General features: G+C 74.0%; 8 protein-coding genes. 7 read left to right on the top strand and 1 reads right to left on the bottom strand.

The window, feature by feature from the left end; all coding sequences use genetic code 11:
- Positions 1 to 146 precede the first annotated feature (146 nt).
- The 7 genes from OG948_RS09380 to OG948_RS09350 all read left to right on the top strand — a co-directional run bounded on the left by OG948_RS09380 (position 147) and on the right by OG948_RS09350 (position 16360).
- Complete coding sequence (locus OG948_RS09380; protein ID WP_406295397.1) at positions 147 to 2462, top strand: vWA domain-containing protein; 2316 nt, start codon at positions 147 to 149, stop codon at positions 2460 to 2462.
- 105 nt (positions 2463 to 2567) lie between these two features.
- Positions 2568 to 6461, top strand: a complete 3894-nt coding sequence (locus OG948_RS09375) for a tubulin-like doman-containing protein (protein ID WP_406295396.1) — start codon at positions 2568 to 2570, stop codon at positions 6459 to 6461.
- Positions 6458 to 8905 carry a hypothetical protein gene (locus tag OG948_RS09370; protein WP_406295394.1) on the top strand — a complete coding sequence of 816 codons (2448 nt, stop codon included), beginning with the start codon at positions 6458 to 6460 and terminating at the stop codon, positions 8903 to 8905. The genes OG948_RS09375 and OG948_RS09370 overlap by 4 nt, the downstream gene beginning before the upstream one ends.
- A complete protein-coding gene (locus OG948_RS09365) occupies positions 8902 to 9978 on the top strand; it encodes a protein kinase domain-containing protein (RefSeq protein ID WP_406295392.1) in 1077 nt (358 codons plus the stop codon). The genes OG948_RS09370 and OG948_RS09365 overlap by 4 nt, the downstream gene beginning before the upstream one ends.
- Before the next feature lie 25 nt (positions 9979 to 10003).
- Complete coding sequence (locus OG948_RS09360; protein ID WP_406295391.1) at positions 10004 to 12172, top strand: hypothetical protein; 2169 nt, start codon at positions 10004 to 10006, stop codon at positions 12170 to 12172.
- Position 12173: 1 nt separating this feature from the next.
- Positions 12174 to 14255: a hypothetical protein gene (locus tag OG948_RS09355; protein ID WP_406295389.1), complete on the top strand. Its 2082-nt coding sequence runs from the start codon at positions 12174 to 12176 to the stop codon at positions 14253 to 14255.
- Entirely contained in the window at positions 14252 to 16360 is a 2109-nt protein-coding gene (locus tag OG948_RS09350; RefSeq protein ID WP_406295388.1) for a hypothetical protein, read from the top strand. Before OG948_RS09355 ends, OG948_RS09350 begins: the two co-directional genes overlap by 4 nt.
- A gap of 136 nt (positions 16361 to 16496) precedes the next feature.
- On the opposite strand, the gene OG948_RS09345 is transcribed toward OG948_RS09350, so the two are convergent.
- Positions 16497 to 17582 (bottom strand): prephenate dehydrogenase, encoded by a 1086-nt coding sequence (locus OG948_RS09345; protein ID WP_406295387.1) that lies wholly within the window; start codon positions 17580 to 17582, stop codon positions 16497 to 16499.
- Between the last annotated feature and the right edge of the window lie 91 nt (positions 17583 to 17673).

Here is a 17673-nt window from a genome sequence, read left to right as displayed (position 1 = left end):
CCCCGCGCGTTGCTGCTAGAACGTTGCCGAACACCCGAGGTGTGCCTCGCGCCCGCGGGGCCGACAGCAGGGGGGACGCCACTTTGGTGCTGCCTGTCCGCCGGGGAGCGCCGCGGCCGGCGCCCTCCACACGGCGTCCACGACGGTTGGCCACCGCGACTCTGCTCGGCGCGCTCGCCCTGGCCCTGATACCCGGCCCGGCCGCCCGGGCGGCCGACCCCGCGGTGGGTGACCCCAGCCTCAAGGTCGCGCCGATCTCGTACGTGGTCCTGGTCGACGAGTCCGGCAGCCTCAAGGGCCCCGACCTGGACCGGGAGAAGGACGCCGCCGCGCTCGCCGCGATCGGCGAGCTCTCGCCCGAATCGCGGGTGGGAGTGGTCGGCTTCGGCAGCGGCAACGGCGTCAAGCCGCCGGTGGACGTGGTCTGTCCGATGACCGCGGTGTCCGATCCGGCGGTGGCCACGTGCGCGGACAAGCTGCACGCGCGCACCGATCAGGAAGGCAACAACACCGACATCCCGGCCGCGATCAGGCAGGGCGTGAGCATGCTGCGCTCGGCCCCGGCCGGCCAACCCAAGGTCCTGTTCGTGCTGACCGACGGCGCGATGGCGGTCGCGCCCGGCGAGAGCTACGGCACCGACGCCGCGCGGATCCCGGGCGAACTCGACAAGGCCCTGACCGCCGCGCTGGCCGACGCGAAGACCGCGGGCATACAAATCTGGCCACTGGGCTTCGGCAGCGGGATCGACGCCGCCCAACTGAACCGGATCGCGGACGGCGGCGCACCCTCGATCTGCTCGAATCGCCCCGAGGACAAGCCCAAGGCGGTCACGGTCAAGGACTCCGGCGAGGTCGTGCAGACCCTGCGCAAGGCGTTCGGGACCGCGCGCTGCGCCGGGGTCACCCAGACCGACTCGACCGACGTCAACGGCGAGGCCGACCTGAACGTGACGATCCCGGCGATCGCCACCGACGTGGTCATCCAGGTGCAGAAGGCCAACGAGCACATCGACACCACGTTCTTCGACCCGGACGGCAAGCAGGTCGACAACGCGCCCGGCACCGAACACCGCGGGGAGGGCTCGCGAACCGAGACGCTGCGGGTCACCGACCCCGTCGCGGGCAAGTGGCGGATCCATCTCAAGGCGCCCGCCGGGGTGTCCGGGCCGGTCAGCGCGGCCGCGCTGTGGCAGGGCGTGGTCAAGTCCTACGTGCAACTCAACCCGCCCCAGCCGACCGCGGGCGAGCCGGTGAAGTTCAGCGTCTTCCTGCAGACCCGGGAGAAGAACCTGACCGATCCGGCCGCGCTCAAGGGCGTCGTGGTGTCCGGGCACATCGAGGGTCCCGGGCTCAAGGCCGACATCCCGCTCCGGGCCGGCGACAAGGGCGAGTTCTTCAGCGACTACCGGATTCCGGCCGGGACCACCGGTCAGGTCAGCTTCACCGGCACCATCACCGCGCCGGGCGTCTCCGGCACCCGTGAGGTCAAGGCGGTCACCCTCGGCGGCGGGCCGGCCTCGGCCCTGGCCGAGATCCGCTGGGGCGACACCACGATCGAACCCGGCGGCAGCGTCGCGGGCACGGTGTCCTGGAAGGTGAACGACACCAGGTCGCACACGCTGCGCGTGGTCGCCGACTTCCCGGCCGCCACCGGAATGCGGATCACCGGGGCCGAGCAGAAGGTGACGGCCGGCTCCGACGAGTTCGGCTTCAAGCTCGCCTTCGGCAAGAACATCGCCAAGGGCGACCACACCGGCCGGGTCCGGGTGCTGGACACCACCGACGGCGACAAGGTGCTCTTCGAGACCACCCGCACCATCACCGTCGAACCGCCGCCCGGCTTCTGGGATCGATACCTGTGGATGGTGATCGGGGCCGTCGTGCTGATCGCACTGCTGCTCGGCCTGCTCGGCTACCTCGCCAAGCGGCGTGGACGCGCGCGTCGGATCGGACCGATCGCGCTGCGCCTGTACCGCGACGGGCAGCCGATCGGCGTGGAGACCCGGCCGCTGGACGAGCGAGCCGAGGCGATGTGGTTCCGGCTGGACACCACCGGTTTCCCGCCCCAACTGATCCCGCTGTATCAGCACGAACCCGGAACCTCGTGGATCGTGCGGCGGACCGCGGCGACGGGCACCCTGGACGTGGAGACCCCGTTGGGCGCGCACCTGCACCTGGACATGGGCCGGTCCACCGAGATCGAACCCGGGCTGGCGCTGGGCTGCACGGACGACCGCGTCCAGGGCGGGTCGCCGACCGGGGGCTCCGCCTCCGGTGATCCCTACAACCCCTACGGCTCCGCCGCGCCCACGGCCGCGCCCCCGCGCCCCTACGGCGAGGGCGCCTACGGATCCGACCAACCGTACAACCCGTACGGCCCGTACGGTTCGGGACCCGCCTCGGATCCCGGGCCCGGCGCGGGCCCCGACGACACCACGTTCGGCTACGGACCGCCGCGCTAGTGCCCGGGCCGGGAACGCTCACCGCTTCCCGGCCGCGGCACCGGTCCCCGACGCGGGATCCGAGTCACCCGAGCTCGCACGTCACGCACTTTTCGAGGAGGGCCCGTGGCAGCGCAAGGCCGCAGGGGCATGTCCATCCACCAGTCCATGCTGTTCGTGGGCCTGGGCGGCACCGGATGTCTGATCGGAGCCGAACTCGAGCGACGGCTGCGCGAGGAACTGTGCGGCGCCGACGGCACCGGCCTGATGCAGCGGCTCGGGGGCCAACTGACCCCGTACCAACTGCCCAACTGCATCCAGTTCGTCTACGCCGACCTCAACGAGAACGAGTTGCAGCGGCAGCGCTTGCGGGCCGCGCCGCCCGCGCATCGGGCCGCCGCGGATCGCAACGCGCATCTGACCACCCAACTGGTGCCACCGCTGAACACCTATCCGGAGGTGGCTCGTTCGCTGCGGATCAACGCGGCGGAGGAGACCATCCCGTGGCTGCCCGCCCGCGAGGGCGAGCCGCGCGTGACGCCGCTGCGGCGCGGCGCGGGGCAGCTGCCCACCGTCGGGCGCGCCGCGCTGTTCGAGACCTTCCGGCACGGACTCGCGCCCGCGATGGACCCGTTGCGTCGCGCGGTCGGCCTGATCAGCAACGGCAACGACCACCTGATGGCGCTCAGCGGCAGCCAGAACAACCGCAACACGTGCGACGTGTTCGTCGCGTTCTCGATCGCCGGAGGCACCGGTTGCGGGATCTTCTACGACTACCTGCACCTGATCGGCGAGGCGTTCTCGCAGGGTTACGACGGGATCAAGATCTATCCGCTGGTGCTGATGCCGTCCGCGTTCGACGAGGAACGCGGCGGCGGCCGGCCCGCGGTGCTCAACGCCGGGCGGGCGCTGCTGGACCTGTTCCAATTGGTCGACGACCAGAACGGGCAGTACGCGCAGGAGGAACTCGACACCGGGCTCGGCGCGCCGGCGGGCAACCTGGCCGTGCGCTACCCCGGTCTGGAGTCCACCCGGCTCAAGGCGGGCACCGTCCAGACCGGCTTCCTGTTCAGCCGCACCAGCGGGATCGAGCGCGAGGACCTGCACCGCTCGGTGGTCTCCCTGGTGATGTCGCTGATCGGCACCGGACTCAACCCGGGCGGGGCCGAGTTGGAGAACGCGGTCATCCAGGGCGACCTGTACCAGTCCTTCGCGGACAGCTTCATCAACGAGGGCGTGCGCCGCGAGGTGCCCGCGCCCAGCGGGATCGGCGCCTGCGGGGTCTCCACGAGCCTGGTCGCGTCGATGACCGTGCCGGTGGACGAACTCGCCGACATCGTCGCCGGCCGGCTGCTCGCCCAGGCGGTGCGCGATCTGACCTCGGACGTGCGGGTGTCCTCCGAGGCCAACCTGGAGCAGATCAAGTCGTTCATGTCGGTGGCCGGTCTGAGCGAACTGTGGTTGTGCGCGCCGCCGCACGTGGCCGACCCGTCGCCGGCCAAGGGCGCGGCGGGCATCATGCAGGCGCTCAACGCGCGTACCCGGGCGATGGAACAGGCGCTGCGCCAGCAGGAGGCCCAGTTGCGGGCGCACACCGCGCAATTGGCCGAGGACTTCAACCACGCCCGCGGTATCCGCCAACTGCTCGCCGACGGCGACCTGTTCCGGGCCCGCCGGGTGCTCTTCGGCGACCGCAGGCTGTACAGCGACGCGGACCGGCCGGGAGTGGCCGGCCTGCTCGCGCATTGCAGCACCGAACCCACGCCGCCGCCCGGGATCACCGTGAACGCGCCGCACATCCCGGCGATCAAGGACCGCGCGGGCGGGGTGGTCAAGGCCAAGTGGGGCGACCCCGAGGTGCAACGCGCGCTGAACGCGCAGCAGCAGTGGTTCGAATGGCGCTCACGCCGCAACTGGCATGCCCAGTGGGGCGGTCAGGCCGAGGTGTGGGACCGCAAGATGGTCTACCTGCGGCACGTCGTGGACGGCCTGGCGCAGTCCTTCAACGACCACCGCGACCAGGAGGAGGCGAACTTCGGCCGGGCCACCCGGGAGTTGTACCGGCAGCGCTCCGGGGTCTCCTACCTGCTGCCGCCGCAGGGCAACCTGGAGTCGTTCTACCGCCAGGTGCTGCGCCGTTTCGTGGACCGCGAGCGGCTGCCCGAGACGGCCGGCGCCGCGCAGATCGTCGGCAAGCTGCTCGGCACGAGCATCTGGCAGCGCGCCTACGAGATGGGCGAGGAGCGCGAGGGCGGCCCGGCCGCCGTCACCTATGTGCGCGACCAGATCAAGCAGCACGTCAAGACCCTGTTCGTGCAGGCCGGCGAGCTCAACGCGCAGCCGCTGCTGCCGCCGGTGCGCGACCTGCTCACGCGCGCGGCGACCCGGCGCGGGGTCGCGGTGGGCGAGGAGGACCTCGAACAGTTCGTGCAAAAGCTCGCGGGCATGTTGCCCAACGGCTTCTCGCCCGAGGGCAGCGGCGAACTCAAGGTGCTGATCGCCCATCCGGGCACCTCGCACGACTCGGACGTGCGGCAGTACCTGGAACGCATGCTGAACATCCCCAACGAGCCGTCCCGCAAGATCGAGTTCCGCGCGGTCGAGCAGGAGTCGATCGTGGTGGTGCTCTTCCGCAGCGCGATGAGCCTGACCGAGGTGCCCGAGGTGCGCCAGGTGCTCGCCCAGTGGTCGCGCTCGCTGGACCGGCAGGACCCGGTCGACTTCCTCAAGTGGCGCCAGCGGCTGGGCTTCACCTACGACTGGCTGGCCACCACCGAGGGACACCGGGTGTACATCCTGCACCGGCTGCTGTGCGCGATGTGGAACGGGCAGGTCGAGGTCGGGCGCGGGGACCGGTCCTCGCCCGAGGTGATCGACATCCGGCTGCCGCATGGGCCGACCGTGATGCGGCTGCCGCTGCGCCCGTTCGATCGAGCCTCCTCGTGGGGCAGCCTGCTGCGCGCCTACGAGGAGTGGACGCTGACCGACGACGCCTCGGTGCGCCGGGAGTTCGCCAAACAGTTGATGCTCACCTACCCGGAGGGGCTGGGCGCGCGAGTGGGCGAACCATCGCCGCTGTACCGGCACTTCGTGCACGAGGTGGCGCCGCGGCAGGTCAAGGTGCTCAAGGAGCTGCGCGATCGGCTGCCGGAGCGCAGCCGGGGCTGGGCCGAGGAACTGCTGCGGTTGTGGGAGATCACCCTGCCCGCCGCGCTCGACCTGCCCTTCCCGCACCAGGCCACCACCCGCAACTCGCTGCGCGAGTTGGAGTACGACGACTCGGGGCCGGTGGACGAGTACGGGTACGGCGGGGGCGGCGCCGAGCGTGGCCGGGCACCGGACGAGTGGGGCCGCGGGCGGGACGAGCGCGGCTTCGAGCGGGATCGACGGGTGGGCGAACGCGGGCGCGACGAGCGGGACGAGCGGGACGAACGAGACGAACGTGCCGAGCGCGAGTGGCGTGAGGGACGCCGGCCGCGGCAGAGTCGGGACGACCGGGAGCGGGAGCGGCGGGACGGGCGCGACCCGGGCGAACCGGCGTTCGACCGGGGCGAACCGGATCGGCGCGACGGGCGCGCGCCCAGGGGCCCCGAGCGGTGGCACGACCCGAGTGAGTCGCCGGAGTTGCCCGACACCCGCGACCTGGGGCGGCCGAGCCTGGACAAGCCGGACCCGCGCGACCGGGGTCGACAGGACCGGGGCGACCGGGACGAGCACGAGGCCCCGGAGCGGCCGCCGGGTCCGCAACGGCGCGGCCGGCGCGAGCCGTACGACCCCTACGATCCGTACGACCCCGGCGAGCCGCGCGAGGCCCGCGGGCCGCTGGACCCCCGGCACGCCGGCGACGCGCACGACCCGTATCGCGACCGCGACCCGGGTGATCCGTTCGACCCGCGCGAGCGACCCGGGCGCGACGACGCGGATCCCGACGATCGCACGGTGCGCCTGGACGGCCTGGACCGGACCCTGCGGTTGCCCGACGAGCACGACGACCGCGAGCTCCCCGGGGGTGGCTGGTGACCGACTCCGTCGACCCGGGCGTGCCGCGCCCGCTGGTGGTCGTCGTCGACCTGCGCACCGAGTACGACACGGTGCTGGCGGCCCGGCGGTTCGCCGACGTGCAGACCGCGTACGCCCGCACCCGGGTGCCCGCGGGCACCCGCAACGTGGACGCGGACCGCGTGCTCGTGCTCGACTCGGTCGAGGAACTGGTCGCCCACCGGCAGGCGTACGAGCGGATCTTCGCCGGCATGTACAGCAAGGTCGTGTGCGTCGCGGTCGGCGCGCCCGTGGACGGCTCGATCGTGCTGCGCCGCCCCGGCCAACTCGCGGGCAGCGACGCGGCCACGCTGTGGGTCGGCGACGTCCGGGGCACGGACTGGGCGCCGGGCCGCGCGCCCGGTGTGACGCTCAGCCCCGACGACGCGGACGCGCTCGCGCCGCTGGTGGACGTGCTCACCCAGCCCGAGGTGTTCGACCACGTGCTCGCCGGCGTGACCGAGATGCCCCGCTCGATCGCGGCACCCGGGATGACCGCGTTCGTCCAGCGCATCCGCGACGACGCGGTACAGCGGGCCCGGATCCGCGCGGTACAGCGACTGTCCGGCGCCGAGGGCGGCGTGGACGAGCCGTGGCCCGAACCGCTCGCCGCGCTCGCCGACGACCAGGGCCCGGGCCCGGTCGCCGCCGGGGGCATGCGCGAATGTGTGCGCGCGGACAGCCCGCTCGGCGGCCGGTGGGCGCACGCAGACCAGGGTCTGGGGCACGCGCAACGACGCCTGTCGCTGCTCGCCGGCCCGCTCGCGCTGTACGGCTCGGCGGGTCACGACGGGCGCCCGATCCACGAACAGGTCGCCGACGCCGCGACCGCGCTGCTCGAATACCGCGACCTGGTCCGGCAGACCGTGGGCCGCGGCGCGGCCGGCCTGGATGCGGACGGGCGGGCCTGGTTGGACCAGGTCGGCGTGCTGATCCCGGAGCCGCCCGGCGTGGGCGCGACCTCGGTGGCCGGCGCGCTGTACGAGCGCACCGCCGCCGCCTTCGACCGGCCCGAGGGCCTGCGCGGACTGGCCGAGCGGCTGCGTGAGCTGGCCGATCGGATCGCCCCGGGCGCGGGCGCCTCGCGAGCCCACGAGGTGGACCGGACCTGCTCGGACGCCTTCCTCGGGCACTACCTGCGCCCGGCCGCGTTCCCGCTCGGCCCCGGGCACGTCGGGGTGGTCGGCGCCGCGCTGGTCGGCTCGTTCCTGACCGCGCTGTGGCCCGCCTTCGGGGTGGTCGGCGCGGGCCTGGCGGTGCTGCTCGCGGTGCTCGGGTCGACCCTGATCACCGTGCGCCGCCCCGACCGCGCGGGCCGCGCGACGCTGCCCGGCGAGGCGCTGCCGATGATCGTCGTGGCCGGCCTGGTCGCCCTGGTCGGCGCGGTCTGCGGACTGCTCGCCGGACGCGCGTGGGATCCACCGACCGGCGTGGGGCCGCTCGCGCTGGTGCTCGGCCTGGCCGTACTCGTGGTGCTGCCCGGCGTGGACTGGACGGTGCGGGTCCGGCGCTGGGAGCGCGCGTTGGCGCTCGGCGCGGCCACCCGGGCGCTGCACGCGTTGCACGCGCTGCTGGTGCGCACGGTGTGGAACGACTGGGCGCTGGCCGGTCCCCGGCGCGAGGCGGTGGACCGGGCGACCGTGCTGGCCGCGCTGCTGGAGGAGAGCGCCAAGACGCTCGCCGAGGACGCGGCGGTGATCGAGCGGCAACTGACGGGCGAACCGGTGGGGCCCGACCCGGGCGCGCCCGCGTTCGGCACCGCCGGCTACCCGACCTCCGGCCGACCCGCGCCGCCCTCGGCCCCGCCGCCGAGCGCGGGCGCGAGCCTGTACGACACCGTGCTCGCCGACCTGGTGGACGGGCTGCACGCCGCGTTCGAACCGCTGTGGCCGCTGCTCGAACGCGACCCGGCGGAGGCCTCCCGGCGCGGCGCGCAACCCGAACTGCGGCCGGTGCTGCGTGCCTACGCCGACCACCTCGCGCACAACGGCGTGCAAGCCGCGCCGCCGTTCGCGCGCCGGGCCCAGGACCGCCCGCACGTGGGCGACACGGCCGGCGGCGACGCCGAACGCATCGCCGAACTGCTCGGCCAACCCGCGGACCGATCCATGCTGCAACTGTGCGGGGCCGACCAGTTGGTGCTGCTCGACCACGCCCCGGCGCACACCCGCAGCGTGCGCTTCGCACCGCGCGGGGTGCGTCCGGCCGTCCGCGAGGCACTGCGCGACCGCGGCTCCGGGCACCTGATCGAGCACGAACTGGTGTGGACCGGCGGCGGCCGGATGGCCGGCGTCCTGCGCCTGATGCCGCTGCTGCCGGGCTCGGTGGACGACGCGCGGATGTGGGAGGAGAGCGCGGACGGCGCGCCGACCCGGGACCTCGGCGGGCCGGGCGCACGCCACGACGACGACGGATGGGCGTCGTGAGCGCGCCGGGCGCGCCCGGGCGCGCGGGCGAGGCCCGGGAGGAGAAGCTCGGGTACACCGACCCCGAGGGCCGTTCGGTCGAGCGCCGCGTCGAGTTCGGCCCGGACCGGCCGACCCGGCCCGGCGAGCCCTTCCGGGTCCGCGACGTGCGCGACGTGGAGGACGGCGGCACGTTCGTACAAAAGCGCCTGGGCCCGCTGGACGCGCGCCGCCGGGTCGGCGCCGAGGCCGCCCTGGAGACCGAGATCCGGGTGCTGCTCCGGCTCGTGCGCACCTTCGGACCGGCCGGCTACCCGCGCGAACTCGCCCTGGTGGCCGGGCACGACTTCGACGGCGTCGAGCCGTTCGTGCTGCTGGAGGCGGCGCCCTGCCCACCCGCCGAGGACGTGGTCGGCAAGCTGCTGACCGAGGAACAGGAGGCGTTTCGCCGCGCGCTCTTTCGCACCGTGCGCCACCTGGAGACGGCCGGCGTCGTGCACGGCGACCTGACCCCCGCCAGTGTGCGCTGGCAGCGCGAGCAACGCCGTTTGTACGTCGCCGACTTCGGCCACGCCGCGCTCGCCGGGGAACCGCGCAGCAGCCTGGGCACCGCACTGTGGGCCGCGCCGGGCCCGCTGCGCGGTCCCGGACCCGCCGACCCGCGCGACGACCTGTGGTCGGCCGCCCAGGTCGCCTACCACGTCACCACCGGCCGCCCGGTCCGCCAAGGCCTGATCCCGGTCGGCGTGGAGAGCCAGGGCGTGTTGTACGACCTGCTCCAGGGCGTGTTCGAGCAGGACCCGCTGCGCCGGCCGGGCGCGGCGGAACTGCTGCGCCGGCTGGCCGAGCCGGACCCGTATGTGCGCGGCTACGCCCAGTACGACCCGCTCGCCGAGGGCCGACGCGGCTACGAGGCGGCCCTGGAACGCAAGCGCACGCGGATGCCGTTGGCCGGCCAACCGCCGCCGCGACACGACCCGCCCGACGCCGGCGGACCCAGGCCGCCGTCGGTCCCGCCCAAGCCCGCGAACCCGCCGGCCGCCGAGCCCAGGCCGAGCCGGTTCCGGCTCTTCGGAAAGAACCAACCCGGTTGAACGCGACGGCAGGTGAGGTCGGCTGATGTTGCATCAGATCGTGTACCGCTGGGACCCCGACGGACTGCTCGGGCGTCGCGGCGTGGTCCCGGTCGCCACGTCGCTGGGGCGCGACGAGGTCTTCGGCTGGCATACCCGGACCCGGCTGGCCGAGGCGGTCACGGTGGACTACGGCGATCCCGCCTGCCCGGCCTCCAGCATGTGTCTGCTCGACACCCCGCTGGGCGTCGCGCTGATCCGGCGCGAGTTCGCCCCCGACGCGCACCAGCGGCTGAACAACTCCGCACACGTCCTGGTCGGTCCCCGGGACAGCATCGCGCCGTTCGACGCCATCGCGTGGGGCTCGCTGGCGACCCGCGCCCCGGGCGCGCTCGACCTGGACCGGATCCCGCCCGGCTACGGCCTCAAGCCGCTCGCCGACGAGCGGCTGGCCGAGGCCTTCGAGATCGCCGCCGGCGATCTGCACGAGCGGGCCCGCCGGCTCGGCGACCCGCTCGAGGTGCTCACCGCGGCGGTGCTGCGCCGGCCCCGGGCCCGGGTGGCCCTGCTGCCGGCCACCGCCGAGGACGCCACGGTGCTGCTGTGGGGTCTGCAACACCTGCTCACCGCGCTGCTCCCGGGGCCGTGGACGTTCTCCACGTTCGAGGTCGACGACACCGCCCCCGATCCCAAGGGCGCGCCGCGCTTCGTCACGCTGCCCCGAGTGCCCGGGACCGCGCCGGGGACCCGGGCACGGGTCGATCTGACCGGGAACGGCGAGCCGTTCGACGCGCACCGCGAACTCGCCCGGCGGATGGTGAAGCACTACGTGGGCGAGGGGTGGGCGGGCTTCCACCGACTCCTGAACACGCCCACCGAGGTGCACACGCTGCCCGAGGCGACCCGCGTGGAGGCGATCCGGAGCCGCCTCGACGGGCTCGCCCCCCGCCCCGAACCGCGCGCCCGACCGCGCGAGCAACCCCGCCGGACCTCGCCCGATTCGCCCGGCTCCCCCGGGGAACCGGTCGAGCCGCCGCACGAGGGCACCCGCGAGATGCCCCGTACACCGCCCACGCCGACCGCGTCCGCGACCTCCTCCACGGCCGCTCCGACCGCCGGCCCCGTCGACTCGAATCGAGCCGTGGTGCGCTGCCCCTACTGCCTGGACCTGGTCCGCTGGGACGAGAACGACCTCTACGAACGCGACGACCGACTGCGCTACGAACGGGTGGACCTGAGCACGGTCACCGACCCGGTCAAGCGGCACGACCGGATGCGCGCGACCTTCATGCGCTGCCCCAACCCCACCGGGGACGAGGAGCGCGAACACTTCCTGCCGACCAACTACCTGATCCACGAGCCGCCGCTGGTGGTCGGCCTGATCGGGGACGGCCTCTCCGGCAAGACCCACCTGCTCGCCGCGATGATCGCCGAGATCGACGCCGGCGGGCTGCGCCCGTACGGGGTCACCCATCAGCCGGTGGACCCCGCCCAGCATCAGGACTACCTGCACAACCGGGTCGACCCGCTCCAGCGCGGCCACATGCTCGCGACCACGGTCAACCACCAGGGCAACCTGGTCCAGTTCGCCGACGCGTTGCTGCTGCGCTCGGGCGGTCGGAGCCGACCGATCGCCTTCTTCGACGTCAGCGGCGAGGACCTGGCCAGGGGCGGCCGGGAGATGCAATTCCTGGCCGCCGCCGACGCGTTCGTGTTCGTGGTGGACCCGGTGGTCGCGGTCGACCTGCCCGAGCTGCGCCGACTGACCGGCGAGGCCGAGGACATGCCGGGGACCCGGCGCGGCGACCGGACCTTCGCGGCGGTGATGGACCGGTTGCCGCGCCGGGCGGAACTGCTCGACCAGCCGGTCACGGTCGCGGTGACCAAGTCCGACCTGATCCGCTTCGAGCCGCCCGTGGACGCGTGGCTGGGCTCGCACGCGCCGCGCGCCGGTGTGGTGGACCCGGCCAGGGTGGCCGCCGAGAGCCGGGACGTGTACTCGTTCCTGTACGCCCACGACGCGGCGGCCTGGCTCAGCCCCTTCGAGGAATTCCGGCGCTGCACGATGCACTTCGTGTCGGCCACCGGCGCGCGCGACCGGGACGGCCGGTTCCCCGGCGGCATCCGGCCGCGCCGGGTTCTCGAACCCGTCGTGGCGATCCTTGCGATGTGCGACATGCTCGATCAGGCCGGCAGCGAGCGGGTGGGGGTGTGAGATGGCGGACACCGGAGCGGACGAGGCGGATCGGCTGGATCAGATCGTCTATCGCTGGAGCTACGGGAACCTGCTCGGCCACAAGGGCATGGGTCCGGTCGCCACCTCGCTGACCTTCGACCGCCTGCGGGACTGGCACGGGGGTCTGGACAGCCATGTCTCGATGGACCGTTCGCTGCCGGAGACGCCCGAGTGGAGCGTGTGCCGGGTGCGGCTGGAGGAGCGGCACGCGCTGATCCTGCGCGAGGCCGCGATCCACGGCACCAACCGGCCCGGCAACAACGCGCACGTGCTGCTCGACCCCGGTCTGCGGGTGCAGGCGCACACGATGCTGGCGATCGCGTGGCTGCACGGCCGGCACGGCGGCGGACTGACCGGCTCGCACGTCCGGCTCGCCGACGTGCCGGATACGGTGCCGATGCGCGGCGCCTCGATCCGCTCGGACGCGTTCGACCCGGACGTGCACGAGGACATCCGCCGGCACGCGCGCGACCACGCGGAACTGGTCGAGATCGTGCTCGCGGCGGTACTGCGCGACCACCGGCGGCACTTCACCCTGCACCTGGACGACGTCGGCCCGGACATCGTGCCGCTGCTGTGGGGCGTGTTCGACCTGGCGCAGTGGGTGGCGCCCGGACGGTGGACCTTCTCCACGTACGAGACCAGCGACGCGATGGTCAAGCCGCGCTTCGTGCTGGTCCCGCGCTGGCCCAACACCCCGGAGCCGGCCAACCGACTGCGGATCGACCCGCGCTCCGAACCGCAGCCGGGGCGGGACGTGTTCCGCGACGCCGCCGGGATCCTGGTCCAGCAGTACTGCACCCGTCCGTGGGAAGAGGTGCAGCGCACGCTGGTCAAGATCGACGCGGCGGCCCGGCCCGGCGCGTCGTTTCTGGACCGCGCCAACCTGGTGCGCGACCTCGAACCGGATGCGACGCGCCTGGTGCGCGCGGTCGACCCGGCGCCCCGCGAGGATCCGGCGGCCGGGACGGGCGGGTCCGGCGACCCGGGCCCGGGGTGGTCGGCGGCGGGGTACTCCGACGATCCGGGGGTGACCGGCTACACGGACACCTGGGCCGCCGACGACGAGTCGGCCGGCTTCGACGACTCGTACGAGTCGGATGGGTCGTACGAGTCGGACGAGTCGGACCGGTCGTACGAGAACGATGACCCGAACGGGCGGGACGAGCGGGACGCGCGCAACGGGCGGCACCCGGACAGCGGGTACGTCCCGCTCGACGAATCCGACGCGTGGGGCGCTCGGCGCAACGGGTGGGACACGTTCCGGGGCGACGGGGGGCGCATATCGAGGGCCGGTGAGCGGGATCGGCGGGACGGGCGCGAGTCGGATCGGTCGATCCCGCCGCCGGGCGGCCCGCCCGTACCCGTACCGCCCCGCCCGGACCGACTCGTGCCCGCCCGGCCCGAGTCGGGCGGATCCGAGAGTCGCCCGGCGCTGCCGACGGCCGACTCCGGGCGGACCGGGCGCGGCACGACGGACTGGGCGACCTGGGAGGCGCTGCACGCGACCCGGTCCGGCTTCGAGGTGCTGGAGCTGGCCGCCGGGGAGATCTCCCGGTCCAACGGCCACGAGACGCGGGAGTTCCGCGAGGCGCTGGAGCGGGTCGACCCGGACACGCTCGCGGTCGCGCTGCTGCTCGCCGGGCCGCCGCTGCTGACTCCGGTGGTGTACCGCCTGGCCCAACTCGTGCACCGCACGCACGAGGAGCGGCGCCGGCTGGACAAGCACACCCAGGCCGCCTTCGCGGCGGTGCTCGGTCGGCTGCACGAGGACATCAAGACCCTCGACGGATGCGGCGTGCCGCGCGAGTCGCTGAGCCTGTTGTTGTGGGAGATGACCGAGCGCGTCGTCGCACACGGCAGACTCGCCACGTTCGGTACCGACGTCGCGGGCACGGTCTGGCGGCTTCGTACGTCGTTTCGGGTGTGGGAGGACTATCGGCGGGCCCTGTGGAGCGCGCTGCGATCCACCCGCTATCGCGAGCCGTTCCTGCTCGAATACGGTCGGCTCGCCCTGGAGGACCTCGACAGCACGCCGGACAGGACGGAAGCGCAGCCATGACGGTACGGACGGCGCAGCCGCGCGGGAAGGACACGCCGACCGACGCCGACGCGGGCGGGTTTCGGCAGATCGTCTACCGACGCCAGGAGGACAGCCTGCTCGGCGGGCGTGGCCTGGGTCCGATCGCGGCCTCCGTGTCCCGGGACGAACTCCCGGGCTGGCACGACGAGGTGCGCGAGCACGTCGCGGTCGACGCGGACGATCGGGGCGCACCGGTGACCAGCGTCGCGCTGGTGCACACCGGTCGCGGCGCCGCGGTGATCCGGCGCGAGTACGTGGTCGACGGCAACAACGCGCGGGTGCTGCTCGACCCGGGCCGCGATCTGGGCCCGCACGCCGCACTGGTGCTCACCCAGGACGCGGTGTGGGCGGGCGAACCGGCCCTGGAGGACATCCCGCGCGGCTACGGACTGGCCCCGCTCGCACCGGACTTCGTGGCACACGCGCTGGACGCGCACGCCGAACGGCTGCGCGGGCGGGCCCGCGACCAGGCCTATCTGCTGGAGGTCGCGGTCGCCGCCGTGCTGCGCCACCCGGGCAGGTTCTTCTCGTTTCGGCAGCGGGACGTCGGGATCGACCCGGTGCCGATGTTGTGGGGGCTCTCCGACCTGCTGCTGTGGCTGGTGCCGGTGTCCTTCACGTTCTCCACGTTCGAGACGCTGGACCACTCGGCCAAGCCGAGGTTCGTGGTGGTGCCGCGCCGGCCCCGGGACGCGCAGCCGTGGGCGGGTCGCTATCGACTGGTGGTCCGGGACGAGCCCAAGGCGGGTTCGGATGTGCACGCGCACGCGGCGGCGCTGCTGGTGAGCCGGTACACCGACACCGACTGGCCGGGCATCCACCGGCTCCTGGAGGGCATGCGCGACCTGCGCCGGTTCCCGCACGAGCGGGCCGAGGAGCGCTCCCGGGAGATCTGCACCCGGCTGGGCCGGTGGAGCGCGGCCCCTCGGCCGCCGGTCGCCGAGGCCGTGGCGCAGGCCGAGGAGGCCGCCGAGGTCGCGTCGGAGCCGGTTCCCGAGCCGGCCCTGGTGGCCGCGGTGGTCCCGGCGTGGGGCGAGCGGGTCGAACGGGTCGAGTTGGCCGAGCGGGTCGAGCGCGAGCCGCGGGTGGTCACCGTGTCGGCGGCCGAGGAGGAGCCGGCCTTCCCGTACGCGGCGGAGCCGGTCCGGACGTCGGTGTCGGCGCGGGCCGAGGTGCCGGCTTCCTCGTCCGCGGCCTCGTCCCCGTCCTCGCCGTCCTCGGCGACGGCGCGGACGGCGCGCGCGGGGGAGCCGGCAAAGGCCGCCGAAGCCGCGGACGTGACCTGGTACGCCGACGACGGCGCGGTGTTCGAGGAGATCGAGGACGCCTTCACCGGGCCCTGGCCGGGCTTCGAGGAGGAGCGCGGCGAACTGCCGATACCCGCCCTGCCGTTCACCGAGGACGACCCGGACGCCGACGCCGACGCGGATGCCGGGGCCGACCCCGAGGCCGGCGGCGCGGGCAGTCCGCCCACACCGGGCGCGCTGCCCGCGAGCGCCGGCAACGCGCCGTGGAGCATGTGGGCCGGGTACGGCATCCCGGACACCGAGGTGGACAAGATACGACGCGCGGTCAAGCGCCTCCCGGACAAGCCCACGCTGCGCGAGCGCGCGCTCGGCGGCGGCGCCGCCAAGACCGAGGTCGCGGGCATCGACAACATCGTCACGCTCGCGGTCGCGCTGCGCCTCGCCGATCTGCGGGTGCTGCCGGTGCTCGCGGACCGGCTGACCACCCGGCTGGAACAGCGCCGACGGCAACTCGCGCCGGAGGCCTGGAACCCGGACGACCTGCTGGCGATGCGCGAGACGCTGCTGGACGCCGAGCAGTTCGGCGACCGCCTCGACGCGGCCGGCGCGGGCGAAAAACGCACCCGCAAGCTGTTCGAGCAACTGCTCGTGGTGGTGCTCGCGCCCAAGACCGACACCAAGGGCGTGCTGCGCCAGATCGCGATCTGCGTGCTCTCCGACCGCCGGGACCGCTCGCCGAACCCGCTGATCGAGGAGATCCTGCTCAACTCCCAGTGGGGTGAGGAGTTCCGCACCGAACTGGGCCGGCGCTGGGCGGAGCAGAACCCGCCGCGCTGACCGCAGGCCGCGCGATGCGGTGACCGCGCGGCCGGGTGACCGCGCGGCTTCGTCGTCGTGCCGACCGGTCCGGCGAACCTGGCACGGGTGCGCGCGGACCGGGCCGATCGGCGGCCCGGTCGCGCGCGCCGCCGGCTCAGCGCTGTACGGTCCAGCCGCCGCCGCGCAGCGCCGTCGTGAGCGCCTCGACCCGCTGCGGATCCACCTGGAGCTCGACCAGACCGGTCGGGCGGCCCTGCGCGTGGTCGATCCGGATGTCCTCGATGTTGACCTCGGCCCGGCCCACGTCGGCGAACAGCCGGGCCAGCTCGCCCGGCCGGTCCGGGACGACCACCGGGACGGCCTCATACCGCGCGGCCGGCTCACCGTGCTTGCCCGGGATCCGCGCGTGCCCGGCGTTGCCGCGCCGCAGCAGCGCCGCGACGCCGCGCGAACCCAGCTCGCGCTTGGCCTCGTCGTCCGCGGCGAGCGCGCGCAGCGAGCCGACCACGGTGTCCAGGTCGCTCGCCAGCCCGGCGAGCACGTCCGCGACCGCGTTCGCGTTGGCGCCCAGGATGTCGACCCACAGGCTCGGGTCCGAACCCGCGATCCGGGTCACGTCCCGGACGCCCTGGCCCGCGAGCCGGGTGTCGGTGTCCCGGGCGCCCTCCAGGCGCGCGGCCATCAGCGCGGACACCAGGTGCGGCGCGTGCGAGACCAGCGCGACCGCGTGGTCGTGATCGCGCGGCGCCATCACCACCGGCACCGCCCGGCACAGCGACACCAGCTCCAGCGCCCGATTCAGCGTCTCGGTGTCGGTCTCGCGCGAGGGGGTGAGCACCCACGGCCGGCCCTCGAACAGGTCGGCCCGCGCGGCCAGCGGCCCCGAGCGCTCGCGCCCGGCCAGCGGATGCCCGCCGATGTACCGGGTGAGGTCGCAGCTCAGATCCGCTATCTCGCGCAGCGGCTGCTCCTTGACGCTGGCCACGTCGGTGTACCCGAGCGCGAGCCCTTCCGACTGCACCTGGCGCAGCGTCTCGGCGATCCGCGCCGGCGGCACCGCGAGCACGGCCAGGTCCACCGGCTCCGGCGGTGTCGCCTCCTGGCCCGCGCCCATCGCCGCCGCCGTGCGCACCGCGGTGCTGTCCCGATCACGGAGATACACGGTGACCCCCCGCGAGGCCAGCGCGAGTGCGACGGATGTGCCGATCAGTCCGGTGCCGACCACGGCGGCGGTACGCACGACGGGAACTCCAAGGGGCGGGTGACGGAATAATGGGGCAACCGATCAAGGCTATCCGTGACGGTACCCTCGGGCGGTGTCCTATCGCCCC

This window comes from Embleya sp. NBC_00888, from assembly GCF_045207655.1.
Taxonomy (GTDB): Bacteria; Actinomycetota; Actinomycetes; order Streptomycetales; family Streptomycetaceae; genus Embleya.
Note: the sequence above shows the minus strand (reverse complement) of the source record. Positions and strands in the feature narration are given on the sequence as shown.

Excerpts from the sequence above, each read along its gene's own strand:
- OG948_RS09360 (WP_406295391.1), top strand. The coding sequence starts at position 10,004 with ATGTTGCATCAGATCGTGTACCGCTGGGACCCCGACGGACTGCTCGGG.
- OG948_RS09355 (WP_406295389.1), top strand. The coding sequence starts at position 12,174 with ATGGCGGACACCGGAGCGGACGAGGCGGATCGGCTGGATCAGATCGTC.
- OG948_RS09350 (WP_406295388.1), top strand. The coding sequence starts at position 14,252 with ATGACGGTACGGACGGCGCAGCCGCGCGGGAAGGACACGCCGACCGAC.